The organism is Pantoea brenneri (assembly GCF_038594305.1).
Lineage (GTDB): Bacteria > Pseudomonadota > Gammaproteobacteria > Enterobacterales > Enterobacteriaceae > Pantoea > Pantoea brenneri.
The window spans coordinates 64,391-78,116 of sequence record NZ_JBCGBG010000001.1; the positions used below are offsets into that span (position 1 = coordinate 64,391).

A 13,726-nucleotide genomic window follows, 5' to 3' on the forward strand; every position below is an offset into this window, starting at 1 on the left:
CAATATTTTATTGACTATCACTAAAATATGGATTAGTTAACTTATGGTGCAGGATGGGGGTTATTTTTAACTAATTGTTCTTTAATGGGATTTGTTGTCATGGAATGACAGGGTGTCAGAAGATGCAGGTGCAGGATTTGGTGGAAAGGATGTGCAGTGGCCTGTAACAGAGACATGCCCCTGCGCCTGAGAAGTGCCACAATATGGCCGAGCAATACAAGCCACGAATGCAGACGACGCTGGCGGGGTATCTGACGAGCTGTATTGTGCAGTTTGCTCCTGAGTTGAATGACACCCACTGTTTCCTGTTGTCTTTCCAGACGAATTTTTTCTTCAAGCTGAAGGATTTTCTCCAGAATCGTTTCCCGGTTTGCAACCTGTTCTTCAGGCTCGCATGATGGCACTGGCACTGGCACTGGCACTGGCACTGGCACTGGCACTGGCACTGGCACTGGCACTGGCACTGGCACTGGCACTGGCACTGGCACTGGCATTGGCACTGTTAATCGCACAGGTGCAGGTACTGTTGGCTTTTGTGCTTGTTTCAGTAAAGTCAGATGTTCCGGTACGAAATCAATCAATGTTTGCAGGGAAGACCAGCCATATTTTTTACCCAATTGAGAGGCTTTAAAGGCAATACCTTGGTACTGAAATGAAAAGCCGTTCATTTTTCCCGTTGAGGCGATATTGGGTTTGCAGCTGACGTCTACCTTTTCCAGCATAGCGATAAAAGTCAGCAAATCAGGGCGGCCGGTTAACGCATTATCAATCAGGCTCTGCAGAGTGGACCTGGGGCAGGGCGTTGTCGTTCTTTCAGCCATCATCAGCTCGTTGCGGGAAGGCTTTCTTTTCTCCTGACTATGACTACTGATTGCAGATGTGGTTTGAGTGAGCTTGTGGACTTTCTCCAGCTTGCTGATAATCCGGGTACTGATAAGATTTTCATTTTTCCCAAGGTACAGCTTCCCACCGACCATGTTAATTCTGTTAGCTATTATATGGATATGCTGCCCGTCCGAATCATCGTGCATGATATAGCAGCGAAGATGGGTTTCAGTGAATCCCATCCGGGTCATATAATCGTCAGCGAATGCCGCCCATTGTCTGACTGACAGTGTTTCTCCCTTTGGCAGGCGAAGCGAATTATGCCAGACAGGTTTGGCGACACCGGGGCGCAGTAGTCTTGTGCCTTCAAATTCACTGATAAGTTCAGCAGCAGTGCTTCCCGTCATGTTGCCACCGATAATATAAGGCGTGATTTTGTGGTGAGATCCTGACTTAAGGCTATAGAGAACCACACCTGCAAACTGTTTACCCCGCTTTATTTTCTGCATGCCTTTCACTGGTCTTGCTCCAGAAAGGTTGATGGAATAAGGTGATCCCTGAGAGTTTTGATTTGTCTGCGCAGGGCGAAGAGTTCTGTACGGGTCAGTTCGCTGTCAGGGCTTTTGCTGTCGAGATGATTCAGCAGGCGGTTTAAATCCTGTGAAAGGTTGCCGAGCTTAATCCATGCTTCACGATTGATTTCAGGTAATACCGGTGGGAGTTTGTTGAGGGATGCCATTCTTAGCCATTCCCCTTTTTTATAAGGGCCTCTTTTACTATCGAGAATAGATAATTCTTCTTCGTTTAACCGAACGCTGACGCAGTGAGTTCGAACTTCATTAGGTGAATATTTTGCTGTATGGAATTTACCTCTTCTTGAGCTTCTTGATAGATCTTCTTTACTTTCATTTTTATGCATATCTAACCTTTTTTAAAATGTGTTCATGATCTACAGTTAGCGCATTGGTAAAATAAGTCAAGGCAGTGTCGAAATTTATAAATAAGAGAGGTGGAGCAGATTGCTAATTAGGTAATCTGCTCTGGGTAAAAATAGGGTTCATATTAAATTCATTATGACAGTGAGGAGGGGCGGAGGTTACAATCTACGTTTTACTGGCATTAAAGAGATTGTTTGTTTCATAATTTCGCTAAGTTTCTTTCTCTCATGTTCTGCTATATATTTACAAATCTCATCATGTCGAATATGCTGTTCCAGTTGTTTTTTATCTATTTTGATGTCATTGCGGATAAACCATTTAATGGTTTCAATGTCCCCGCGTAAATCATAACCTCGCAGTACAATATGGCGAAAATGTGTGTTGCTGATATCTTTCTTCTTCTTTAGTTCACTGAAGAAAGAGCTCATTTCATTTTCATTGGCACTTAGATAAACCTGGCAGTTATCAGAGATAGTAAAGTTAAGGTTTTTCTTCTGAAGCAAATCCATTATCTGCAGACTTTCGCTGTTGAGGTAGTTGAAAATTACTGGACTGCTATCCTTCATACTAATATGACGAATGAGCATTTTGGCTTTGAAATCGCCTAATGAATAGCAAATTTCAAAAATACCGTGACCCTGGTTATCTCTGTGGTTTATATCGCAACCGGCCTGTACCATCAAATCAAAGATAGAGTGATTTTTTACGTAAAAAAGTATTGTTCTTCCGCATTTATCCACATTGTTGACATTAATTCCAGCATTGATCAGGGTTTTGCAACAGGATATATTATCAGCTAACGAGCATAAACAGGTTTGGCCGAGACCATTTTTGTGGTGTATATCTACGCCGGAATCAATCAATTTTTTCAGTATGTGAGGATTTCGCTGGTTAAACAAAACATTGTGACCATAGTTATCAGCATGGTTAAAATCTATTCCTGCTTTAACCAGAGTGTCAATCATTCTTGGGTTTTTACAGTAAAATAGTATATTTCTTCCAAACGAATCCAGTGTATTAATATCGGAGCCTGCATTAATGCAAGCCTGAATGTCTTTTGGAGTTTTACAAGAGAGTAATGCATTTATTGCGTTGTTATTCATAATTTTTCTCTTCTGTTAAGCGACTAATCTGATATAGTTGTCATGGTTGGTTTTATATTCCTTTATTTTTTTAATGTCTTCGTAAATTCGAGCGAGTGAAAACCATGAGATCTCTTTCAACATGTTTTTGTTGCTTACATACAAAATGTTACCACCGCGAAATGAAAAAGCATTATGGAATGTACTTTCATTCGTCGTTTTGAGAAATCGAATGAAATTTTTTATTGTCTCTTTTTTGTTCATGTTATAAGAGGTGAATGTATAGATAGAGAATACGGTTAAAATATTTCTCTTCGAGACCATATGTCTTGAGAAATAATCGAAATAAAATCTTTGCTCCTGAGTGTCACTTTTGCAGAAAAAAGAAAACTGTGGATTATATAATCTATAAAGATCTGCGTTCTTTTTTGTTTTGGCGAGATAGTTAGTCAGGCTTGGATAGTTTGTTTTATTCATTTCAGTTCTCCTTTATTTAATTAACAAAGGAAATATATATTATTAAATAAACAAAATGCAAATATATTTTTATATTTATTTAATTAAATGGTTATATTTTTATTATATTTCATATAAGGTGTTGTTTTTTACTGTTATATTATTTTTATCAAAAAGTGCTGCGTTTTATTTGATTGATTTGGTTTGAGAGTAGTGATTGATATTGTATGAATTGGCGATGAGGGTGTTTTAAAAAATAAATTTATCAAAGTGCTAAGGTGCAATGTGGGGCTTTGTATTAAATTAATGATGTTAGCGCCCCTTGGCTATCTAACTAAAGGTTAAAGCCAAGGGGAGAGTGTTCAGGCAGATTCAATTTATAATCTTTTTTTTGTAATTGCTTTACAGGTAACTGGTTGAAGAGTTGTTCGTAAAACCTTTTGCTCTCTCTGTGATTTTTCCTGGAGGATTTCTTCATAGAAGTAGCGTTCTTTTAGTGATTCTATATCAACTTTTATATCATGACATATTAACCATTTAATTAGCAGTCTTCCTACATAGTGAGTCAGTAGATATGTACTGTTTATGTAAAACCAAACATGACTAATGTCTGTCAGTTTCTTTAGTTGTAAAATTAATTTTTTAACGTCGGCATTTGTTGGTGTGATAATGCACTTATCACTTATCTCAAATTCATTTTTTTGCTTTATAAGTAACGACAACAGCTCAATTGATTTAAATGTAATGTTCGTGAATACAATTTTTGAACTGTCTTTAAGATGAATATTACGGATAAGAAAACGAATGTAGTTATCGTTTTTAGATTCCCAGTGAGTATATTTACCATCTATGCTGTGGTTTTCTGACTGCCAGTAATCGAATGCTGTCTGCCCGCTTAAATTTTTATGATTAATGTCGCAACCAGCCTCAATGAGTGCATCGTATACATATCCTTCAAATGGAATGAAAAGAAAGGAGTTGCCATAGCTATCTTTGGTATGGATATCTAGTCCTGCTTTGATAAGATATTTTACTAACCCTGGTGAAACATCAATATGTTGAATCGCAAGGGTGCCTGACTTATTCCGGTGGTTAACATTAATACCATTACTGACAAGAAGTTCCACTGTTTCAACATTTTGAGCATAGAATAATGCATTATTACCGTCATTATCCAAGTGGTGAATGTCAATGTCAGCGTCAATCATTGCCTGTATAGCTTCAGGTACATTACAGGTAAAAAGAGCAGTTTGACCTTTACTATTGCACATATTTATATCCATGCCAGCCTTAAGGCAACGAAGGACACCATTTTTAGACTTTACACGGAATAGGTTATTTTTATTATTTTCTCTTGATATCATTGTTTATCTCCTTTTTTGTTGTTTTCAAGATATTAATGACACCAGATTTTACGGTATTCAAATTTATTTTTGTTTTATTAGGGGGTATCTGATTTGGTTTGCTTGAGGTTATTCTTAACTTAATGGAACATAGGGACGTTAAGGTTATCCTATGTGATGTGGATTAACCATTTTCACAAGAATATTTATCCATATTGGAGCTAATCTGTATAAAGGAGATAATTAGAGGCTCAGATATTAATACTATAGAGAGTAATGCTATAGGATATGGAAAAGATCATGTAATATAATGGTGGTTATTAATGTTCTTCTTAATTTTGGAAATTAAATAAGTAGTGTTTTTTATGAGGTTTTTTGCTGTTGATAATTCTTATTAAAATTTGAAGAGCATCCTTTAAGTTATTCGGCTTGAGGATGCTCATTTAAAATTTAAGCAGCGGAGTCTTTTTCAACAGCCAGGAAGGGCGAGTTATCAAGTGCTGCAAAAGATGCTTCATTATTTAGAAGCCGGATAAAGTATCTCTTTTGATCTTTAGTATTAAGGTTTATTAATCCTCCTGTTAGATCAATATTCCGTTGAAATACAGGGAATTTTTGCATAACTTGTTGTATTTGAGGGACTGAAACTCCCGTTTTTACTAAGTTCCCTTTTGAAACCATAGCAAGTCTACGCATAAATGCTCTGTCTTTATACATGTCCTTGAAAATATCTAGTGGGACTGGCATACCTTGTGTATTAACAATTCCAAGGTTTATTATTAATGGCGTTGAGTTATTTGCAAGATTATCTATTACACTTTCTAATCCATACATTCTTTCAAGAAGTTTAATGTTTAGCGCATAGTACTTATTCTGAAAAAAGAAGAAGTCAATCGTGTCATTTATATCAATACTGTCATGAGTGATCTTATCTAAGGTTCTGCCATTTAGACTCAAGAAAGACTTTTTTGTTTTCTTATGTAGAGAAACAGGATATTTATGTTGGTAAATGACTACGCTGTTTCCATTACCATCACAAAGGTGGTAAATTACGGCTTTTACCGATGTCAGGCTTTGTGTTGCAAAATCAAACTGTGTTGCATTCCCATTGACACCGAAATTTAGCACGTTGTTCATTTTAGTAAATTCAATTGGGAGATGATTAATTGCTAAGTGATCATATTCGAAAACTTGTTTATCTCTTTCTAATAAAGTGGATACAAGTGGAACGGCCGCTTTACCTCTGTTAGGTTCAATAATATTATTGATTAAGCTTTTAGAAAATGAAGTGGTCAGATCTTTTTCAGCATTAGGTTCAAGGTTAACCTTAAATATATCTATCGTACCCTGGACATCAGCAACAAAAAATGCTTCGCCAGAGATGCATTTCGATTTTAAAATATTTTCAATGTTAGTGAACATGTCATGACCTCTACACTATTTTAGCCAAATAAGTTTCATCGTCGATTTTTATATATTTTATATTATCTGTACTCTTTAGAACACTGCGGCAGATTACTGTGCATTTTTTCACTCCACGGTCATGGACATTAGCTTTGTATATTCTGAATCCGAGTATTGCAAGTGATGGGTTAGAATAAAACCGGTTTGTCTTTACGTATATTGCGCCGATTACAAATATCATCAACCCTAAATTTAATACAGTTCTCTTACTATCGACATCAGTGAAAACTAAGGGCATTATATAAGTGGTTAAAAACTCTAAATGTTCATGGTTTTCATTGCTAATATCCGAGACAGTGCATGCAACAGACCAACCCGAACCAAAGCTATTTGCAAGGACTATTAAAATAATTGCACCAATAAAGATGAAAATCAAACTAACTATGAAAACGATATTTCTCACTTTCAATGACGAGATTGAGAAAGTAAAGTTTTCAGTAAAAATATAGTCCCACAGATTTTTTATCAAAACCTTATCGTAGGACATAATTAATAATGATAAAAATAGAAGCCACAGTGATAGTATATATAGTACTGTTTTAAGATATGGCCTGCTATCCATTAGCTTCTCCTGTATAACTTAAAATAGTTTTTATGTTAAAAATTTAGGGGGATCATTTTCCTAATTCTCCAGCTAAAAGTTCAGCCTGCTTCAAAATGGTCTCTGTGGCGAGCAAGGACATATCGGGTGGATAACCATATTTTTTGAGTAGACGTTTTACCACCACGCGAATTTTTGCTCTTGCTGCTTCTTTCACTGTCCAGTCAAGACTGACATTGTTGCGGATCGCCTCCGTAAGTACGACTGCCAGTTCTCGTAGTTTTTCCTTTTCCATTAACTCGCGAGCACTGTCGTTATCTGCAACAGCAGAATAGAAGGCATATTCATAGGCGCTGAGGTTTAACTGGCTGGCAAGGCTGTCAGATTCCTGGATAGTCTTGGCAAGCTTGATTAGCTCATCAATTACCTCCGCTGCGGTCAGTACCTTGTTCTGGTAGCCATTGATTGCAGAGGTCAGCATATCAATCAGTTTTTTGCCTTGGGTGATACTTTGATTCGAGCGAACCTTTATCTCGTCAGAAAGCAGTTTTTTAAGCGTTTCCAAAGCAATATTTCTGTGTTGGTAATCCTTCATTTCCTGAAGGAATTCTTCAGAAAGAACGGAAATATCAGGTTTTTGTATCCCAGCAGCGTCAAAAATATCAACAACTTTATCGGTAACCAGAGCCTGATCGATAGTCTGTTTTACCCGAACTTCGAGACTGTCATTGTGTTCTTCTTCTGATCCGTCTGAGTTTTCAGTAAATTTATTCAGTCTAGCTTTTACTGCCTGGAAGAATGCGACTTCGGGTGCTGCTTCCATTGCTTTATCATGCGGAGTCGCCAGCGCAAATGCCTGAGACATGGCAGCAACGGCGGCAAGGAAACGCATTTTCCCTTTGCCGTTATCCAGCCCTAAAATGTGGTTTTCTGATTCAAGGATAATCGTCAGGCGCTGTGAAGTCGTTGCAGTAAAGTAAGCTTTGTAATCGTAGCCATGCATCATGCCTTCCAGGATTTCCAGCTTTTCCTGCATGAGCGTTACGGCTTCTTCCTGAACCTCAGCAGGATCTCCACGTCCACCTGCATCAGAGTAAAAGGAGAGGGCTTCTTTTAAATCAGAGGCAATGCCTAGATAGTCAACAACCAGACCGCCTATCTTATCTTTATACACACGGTTCACACGGGCAATCGCCTGCATGAGGTTGTGGCCTTTCATTGGTTTGTCGATGTACAGCGTATGCATGCTGGGAGCGTCGAAGCCGGTCAACCACATATCACGCACTATCACCAGTTTCAGCTTGTCGTCGTCATCCTTCATACGGTTAGCCAAAACCTGACGTTCTTTTTTTGTGGTGTGGTGTTTAGCGATTTCTGGTCCGTCAGCAGCAGAAGAGGTCATGACGACTTTAATCACACCATCATTTAGATCATCGCTGTGCCATTCAGGTTTTAACTCTATGATTTCTTTATAAAGCTCAGCAGCAATACGACGGGACATGGTTACAATCATGCCCTTGCCATGATCGGCATTAGATTTTAAGCGCTGTTCAAAGTGCTGAACCATATCCACCGCAATGGCTTTAATACGTTTTGAACTGCCAATCAAACCTTCGATTCTGGCCCATTTAGACCGTTCTTTCTGGGTAAGCGTCAGTTCGTCTTCGTTAAACTCATCGTCGAAGTCTTCAATTAGCTGGCGACCTTCGTCACTGATGGCAATTTTGGCAAGACGGCTTTCATAGAAGATACGCACGGTTGCACCGTCTTCTACGGCCTGTGAGATATCGTAGATATCAACGTAGTTACCAAAAACAGCAGGTGTGTTTACGTCCGTTTTTTCTATGGGGGTTCCGGTAAAGCCCAGATAGGTCGCATTGGGCAAGGCATCACGCATATATTTGGCAAAGCCGTAAACGGTGCGTTTACCTGTTACGTTGCCTTCGCTGTCTTTTACGTCAACTTCTTTGGCGCCGAAACCGTACTGGGAACGGTGTGCTTCATCTGCGATAACGACAATATTGGTTCTGTCTGATAGTAGCTCATAGATATTGCCGCCGTCATCAGGCTGGAATTTTTGAATAGTGGCAAACACAACACCGCCAGAGGCGACACGCAAATAGTCTTTGAGTTCTTCCCGGTTGTTGGCCTGTTTTGGTGTCTGACGAAGTAGCTGAGTGGCAGAAGAAAACGTACCGAATAGCTGATCATCCAAATCGTTACGGTCAGTGATCACTACCACTGTTGGATTATTCAGCGCCAGTACAATCTTTCCAGTATAAAACACCATCGAAAGCGATTTACCGGAACCTTGGGTATGCCACACGACCCCCGCTTTACGATCTCCGGTTTTTTGCGCATTAACAAGATCTTTACTGTTACGTCCCTGCTGGCGTAATGCCAATTCGGCAGAGGGGGCGTTCGTATTCACCGCCGATGCACGAATAGTGGATAATACTGCTGCATTGACCGCGTAGTACTGATGATAAGCTGCCATTTTTTTAACCGTACGGATACTGATAATCCCTTTACTGTCTTCATGTTTGCTTGCTTCAAACACAATAAAGTGGCGGATCATATCCAGCAGTGTTACAGGATTAAGCAACCCCTGTAATAAAACTTCGAGCATTGGTTGGGTACTGGTAGCTTGTATTTTACCGTTAGCTGTTTTCCACGTCATATAACGACTGAAATCAGCCGAAACTGTCCCAGCTTTGGCTTCCAGTCCGTCAGATATCACATTAAAGGCATTGTACGTAAACAGGCCAGGGATTTGGTTTTGATAGGTTTTAATCTGGTTATAGGCACCTGTTACGGTAGCATTTTCGTCAGCGGCATTTTTAAGTTCGATAACGACTAATGGCAGACCGTTGATGAACAAAATAAGATCCGGCCGGCGGGTATGGTTGCCTTCTTTGATGGTTAGCTGGTTAATGACCAGAAATTCATTATTCGTGGGATCGTTAAAGTCGATCAGGCTGGCCAGTTCTCCTTGTGTATTACCATCCTTACTGACTTCGATATTGATTCCTTCGGTCAACAGGCGATGAAAGGCCAGATTATTTGCCATCAGGTCAGGTGTGCTGATCTGAATCACCTGTTTCAGGGCTTCCTCACACTTCTGTTCACTAAGGTGAGGACTCAGGCGTTGCAGGACAGTACGCACCTTATCTTCAAGGATAACCTGCTGATAGCTACGTAATGGATTGATTCCACTAGGTTCAATGTCCGGGCCGTAAACATACTCATAGCCCAACCCTTGCAAGTGTTCAATCGCCATTACTTCAATATCGGATTCGGTCATCTTTGCCATGCTTACTGTCCTTATTGCCGCTTAACCAAAGAGCGAGTTGTACACCCGCTTAATTATTTTATGCTACTGACGCGATTGCTTTTTCTGCATATTCAACCCGAACTTCACCACTCATCAGTTTAGGAAGTAAGGTATTACGAAGTTTTTCTAATGTTATGATTTGCTTGTTATTATTATTAATTTTATCAAAATGGATTTCTACAATGTTGTTAAATTTTTTCAAAGTGTTATTATCTGGTTTATTGAAAACTATCGAGCGCAGAGAACCTAAGCTAATATATTCTTGTGTGCTTCCACTTTTCGTCGCATGAATAAAGTCTTTACCCTCGGAAGAAAGAAGCCATAAATAGGTGTAAAATTTCCAATTATGATTTTGAGATGTTTTCAATAACCCGACATTTTTGATTGCATAATTTATTTCATCAGATAATTCAATGTGCGTACTACCTATAGTTCCTATCATAGAAAATAGTATGTCAAACTTTTCAACCTTACTTCTTTTATTTATTGATGAATAATCTTCTTCTGAAATAAGATAAGTGTTATTGAAATCAATAATTCCACTTCCTATATGCTTTGAAGTCACCAGAGGATAGCCAGATACTGATTGTTTTGGGGAGGCATGAGTACCGTCTTTAACCTCAAAGAGATCAGTAATATTACAATCTTCCCAATTTTCCTGCGCTTCTTCAATAAAATACTGTCTAAAAAGGGTTTCAGACATAGATTTCAGAGTTTTGTTCTGGCGATGAAGCAGATCTATTTTGTCATCAAGAGACGATAGCACAGAGGCAATAGATTTTTGTTCATTAGGATTTAATGCTGTTTTGGTTTCAATTGAATTTAACAGCTTTTGTGTTAGCAGAGGATGACTTGAACCTTCTGCAAATTGATTTAAATCTAAGTTTTTTAATAGATAATATAAATATTTTGTATTATGTTCACCAACCGCTTTGGCTGACAGAGCATTGTCAGAAATCCAAATGGGCTTATTTTCATAATAAGTAGCACCGCAATAGGCCCCTACACGACCAATTATGATTGTTTCATGATCATAGTTAAAGTGAGATACATAGCTCATAATACCGTTGCCGCCATATACTGGAATATTTCCAGAATCTAATGGCCGGGATTTCCCATTACCAAACGACAACAATGACGCTAGATTTACGTTTGACCACTCACTCATAACATCACCTTCGCCAGATTATCAGCGATAGTTTTATTCAGGCGCGCTTCTTCTTCCAGTTGTGCTTCAAACTCTGCTTTAAGAGCAGTAAACCGTTCTTTAAAGTCGAAATCGTCTTCTTCATCAGCGAGACCGACATAACGGCCCGGAGTCAGCACATAATCGAGTTTAGCAACTTCATCAATGTCTATTGACGCACAGAAACCCGCGACGTCTTCATATTCGCCATCTTTGTTACGCCAGTTATGATAGGTATCAGCGATGGTCTTAATATCGTCTTCAGAAAGCACTTTGGTACGGCGATTAATTAAATGACCGAGATTACGGGCATCAATAAATAGAATTTCTTTACTGCGATCACGATACTGGTGGCTGTTTTCACGGTCTCGGCGCATAAACCATAATGCAGCGGGGATCTGAGTGTTAAGGAACAGCTTTGCAGGTAAGTTGACGATACAGTCAATTACATTGGCCTCTTTAACCAACGCAGCACGAATATCACCTTCACCAGAGTTTTTAGAAGTCAATGCGCCCTTTGCCAGAACAACACCCGCTTGTCCTCTAGGAGACAAGTGATACAAAAAATGTTGCATCCAGGCATAGTTAGCATTCCCAGCAGGTGGAGTTCCATATTGCCAGCGGGCATCACCACGAAGCTGCTCGCCAGACCAGTCGGAGACGTTAAACGGAGGGTTAGCAATGATAAAATCAGATTTCAAATCTTTATGAGCATCGTTAAGGAATGAGCCTTCATTATTCCAACGAACGTGTTCAGAGTTAATGCCACGAATTGCCAGGTTCATTTTTGCCAGACGCCAAGTGGTCTGGTTGGACTCCTGTCCATAGATCGAAATATCGTCAATATTTCCTTGGTGTGCTTCCACAAATTTTTCTGACTGTACGAACATACCACCGGAACCACAGCAAGGGTCAAAAACACGGCCTTTGTAGGGTTCGAGCATGTTTACCAGCAGGTTAACAATAGATTTCGGCGTATAGAACTGACCACCTTGTTTACCTTCTGCCAATGCAAACTCACCGAGGAAGTATTCGAACACATGGCCTAAAACGTCAGCAGAGCGAGCTTTGGCATCACCTAGTGCAATGTTGCCAATCAGATCTATTAGCTCACCTAGAACAGTGGCGTCGAGGTTTTGTCGGGCATAGACTTTTGGCAAAACACCTTTTAGCTGCGGGTTACCTGCTTCGATAAGCTCCATTGCATCATCAACCAGCTTACCGATTTCAGGTAGCTTGGCCTTAGCTATCAGGTAACTCCATCGCGCCAGTTCGGGGACAAAGAATACGTTGTAAGCAGTGTATTCATCTTTGTCTTCCGGATCTGCACCTGCAAATTCATCCCTGCCTGCTTTCAGCAGTTCGTAATGTGACTCGAAAGAATCAGAAATGTATTTAAGGAAAATCAGGCCCAGCACCACATGCTTGTACTCGGCTGCATCAATGTTCTTACGAAGCTTGTCAGCCGCTTTCCACAGGATGACCTCTAACGGGTCTGTTTTGATTTCTTTAGGTTTTCTGGCCATTAGTGTAACTTTGTGAAGGGGGAAGGTGGCCCTATTTTGCCTTAAAGTTCCACTTGTTACGAGCTTATACAGCGATTAATTATTACCTAGTTTTAGTGTGTTCGTTCAGCTCAGCAAGTGCAATGACTCATCAGGTAAGTGCTTTGTACCGGGATTGTGGATGTCAGGTCATTGCCGTCAATGGAGCCACTGTCATTGGCATAATTGCTGCACAGCCGATGGCACGCGCACATTCGCCAGTTCACTGGGGTTCATCGTGTGTACTACACCAGTACGCAGTCCGGAAAGTTAAGGCATGGCAGAATCGTTTGTAAAGACGTTCAAGCGGGATTACGTGTACGTAAATGATCTGCCGGATGCAGTCTCAGTGATGGAAAAAATGGCAGAATGGATAGAGGATTATAATAATTTGCATCCACACAAGAGGTTGAACATCAAATCGCCACGCGAAAATCGTGATGCCATATTAGCATTTAATTAGCCGTGTCCGTTTTAGCAGGGGCAACTCCAGTATTCAAAAAAGCTTTCTTAGTGCATATGCATGAGGTGAATAGATGTACAGGCTATGACAAACCATAGCTATAATTTTTAATGTTTAAAATTCTCCGTTACAGTAGGACATTCCTTGTACATTAAATTCCATCTAAGGTTGAATTTTTAATTAAACAAGGTCGCAATCTAAAATGATATGTATGGGGTTATTTGTAAGATGATTTTTTATTTTTGATAGTGGTGATTAAGGCAACGGGTAATATTTATCTATTCAAAAAATATAGAGATTCAAGGTTGGTAGCGGTTTGGCTTCTTTTCTAACCGAAGGGCAGAAAAGCAAGGGGAACTCAAAGAAGCAAGCGCAGCGGCTTCGCAGAGTTAGCCCTTGCTTCTCTTATAATTGGCATTATTCATTCAAGAACAATTGGATCTTCGCTTGTACAAGCGAAGCTATAATAAAAACAATCAATTAATTATTTTAAAAGTATTAAACAAGAACCTATTGACATTCATAAAATACAAGTTATTTATAATGTATG

Annotated in this window: 10 protein-coding genes and 1 pseudogene; 1 reads left to right on the forward strand and 10 read right to left on the reverse strand. The window is 39.5% G+C overall.

What is annotated here, in order from left to right; all coding sequences use genetic code 11:
* Window positions 1-41: 41 nt before the first annotated feature.
* From AABB92_RS00335 to AABB92_RS00380, 10 genes are all read right to left on the reverse strand, one after another.
* Window positions 42-1,343, reverse strand: a complete 1,302-nt coding sequence (locus AABB92_RS00335; RefSeq protein WP_072050969.1) for a relaxase/mobilization nuclease domain-containing protein — start codon at window positions 1,341-1,343, stop codon at window positions 42-44.
* Window positions 1,340-1,744, reverse strand: coding sequence for a hypothetical protein (locus AABB92_RS00340; protein WP_001594377.1), 405 nt, complete (start codon window positions 1,742-1,744; stop codon window positions 1,340-1,342). Before AABB92_RS00340 ends, AABB92_RS00335 begins: the two co-directional genes overlap by 4 nt.
* 177 nt (window positions 1,745-1,921) lie before the next feature.
* A complete protein-coding gene (locus AABB92_RS00345) occupies window positions 1,922-2,866 on the reverse strand; it encodes an ankyrin repeat domain-containing protein (protein ID WP_031376304.1) in 945 nt (314 codons plus the stop codon).
* 15 nt (window positions 2,867-2,881) lie between these two features.
* Complete coding sequence (locus AABB92_RS00350) at window positions 2,882-3,322, reverse strand: hypothetical protein (protein WP_001044498.1); 441 nt, start codon at window positions 3,320-3,322, stop codon at window positions 2,882-2,884.
* Between the two features lie 356 nt (window positions 3,323-3,678).
* Window positions 3,679-4,665 carry an ankyrin repeat domain-containing protein gene (locus AABB92_RS00355; RefSeq protein ID WP_046288166.1) on the reverse strand — a complete coding sequence of 329 codons (987 nt, stop codon included), beginning with the start codon at window positions 4,663-4,665 and terminating at the stop codon, window positions 3,679-3,681.
* 429 nt (window positions 4,666-5,094) lie between these two features.
* Window positions 5,095-6,066 (reverse strand): Kiwa anti-phage protein KwaB-like domain-containing protein, encoded by a 972-nt coding sequence (locus AABB92_RS00360; protein ID WP_031376302.1) that lies wholly within the window; start codon window positions 6,064-6,066, stop codon window positions 5,095-5,097.
* Window positions 6,067-6,076: 10 nt separating this feature from the next.
* Window positions 6,077-6,670, reverse strand: coding sequence for an anti-phage protein KwaA (gene kwaA / locus AABB92_RS00365; protein ID WP_031376301.1), 594 nt, complete (start codon window positions 6,668-6,670; stop codon window positions 6,077-6,079).
* 52 nt (window positions 6,671-6,722) lie between these two features.
* Window positions 6,723-9,962, reverse strand: a complete 3,240-nt coding sequence (locus AABB92_RS00370; protein WP_031376300.1) for a type I restriction endonuclease subunit R — start codon at window positions 9,960-9,962, stop codon at window positions 6,723-6,725.
* Window positions 9,963-10,020: 58 nt separating this feature from the next.
* Entirely contained in the window at window positions 10,021-11,151 is a 1,131-nt protein-coding gene (locus AABB92_RS00375) for a restriction endonuclease subunit S (RefSeq protein ID WP_031376299.1), read from the reverse strand.
* The gene (locus AABB92_RS00380; protein WP_046288167.1) at window positions 11,148-12,695 is read right to left on the reverse strand and encodes a type I restriction-modification system subunit M; all 1,548 of its coding nucleotides are present in this window, start codon (window positions 12,693-12,695) and stop codon (window positions 11,148-11,150) included. The genes AABB92_RS00375 and AABB92_RS00380 overlap by 4 nt, the downstream gene beginning before the upstream one ends.
* Before the next feature lie 202 nt (window positions 12,696-12,897).
* Here AABB92_RS00380 and AABB92_RS00385 point away from each other — a divergent pair.
* Window positions 12,898-13,176 (forward strand): annotated as a pseudogene (locus AABB92_RS00385) (integrase core domain-containing protein); the annotation flags it as partial.
* Window positions 13,177-13,726 lie beyond the last annotated feature (550 nt).

What these genes read in the sequence shown, in the direction of transcription:
- AABB92_RS00380 (WP_046288167.1), bottom strand. Translation starts at nt 12,695, where the DNA reads ATGGCCAGAAAACCTAAAGAAATCAAAACAGACCCGTTAGAGGTCATC.
- kwaA (WP_031376301.1), bottom strand. Translation starts at nt 6,670, where the DNA reads ATGGATAGCAGGCCATATCTTAAAACAGTACTATATATACTATCACTG.
- AABB92_RS00355 (WP_046288166.1), bottom strand. Translation starts at nt 4,665, where the DNA reads ATGATATCAAGAGAAAATAATAAAAATAACCTATTCCGTGTAAAGTCT.
- AABB92_RS00375 (WP_031376299.1), bottom strand. Translation starts at nt 11,151, where the DNA reads ATGAGTGAGTGGTCAAACGTAAATCTAGCGTCATTGTTGTCGTTTGGT.
- AABB92_RS00350 (WP_001044498.1), bottom strand. Translation starts at nt 3,322, where the DNA reads ATGAATAAAACAAACTATCCAAGCCTGACTAACTATCTCGCCAAAACA.
- AABB92_RS00345 (WP_031376304.1), bottom strand. Translation starts at nt 2,866, where the DNA reads ATGAATAACAACGCAATAAATGCATTACTCTCTTGTAAAACTCCAAAA.
- AABB92_RS00370 (WP_031376300.1), bottom strand. Translation starts at nt 9,962, where the DNA reads ATGGCAAAGATGACCGAATCCGATATTGAAGTAATGGCGATTGAACAC.
- AABB92_RS00360 (WP_031376302.1), bottom strand. Translation starts at nt 6,066, where the DNA reads ATGTTCACTAACATTGAAAATATTTTAAAATCGAAATGCATCTCTGGC.
- AABB92_RS00340 (WP_001594377.1), bottom strand. Translation starts at nt 1,744, where the DNA reads ATGCATAAAAATGAAAGTAAAGAAGATCTATCAAGAAGCTCAAGAAGA.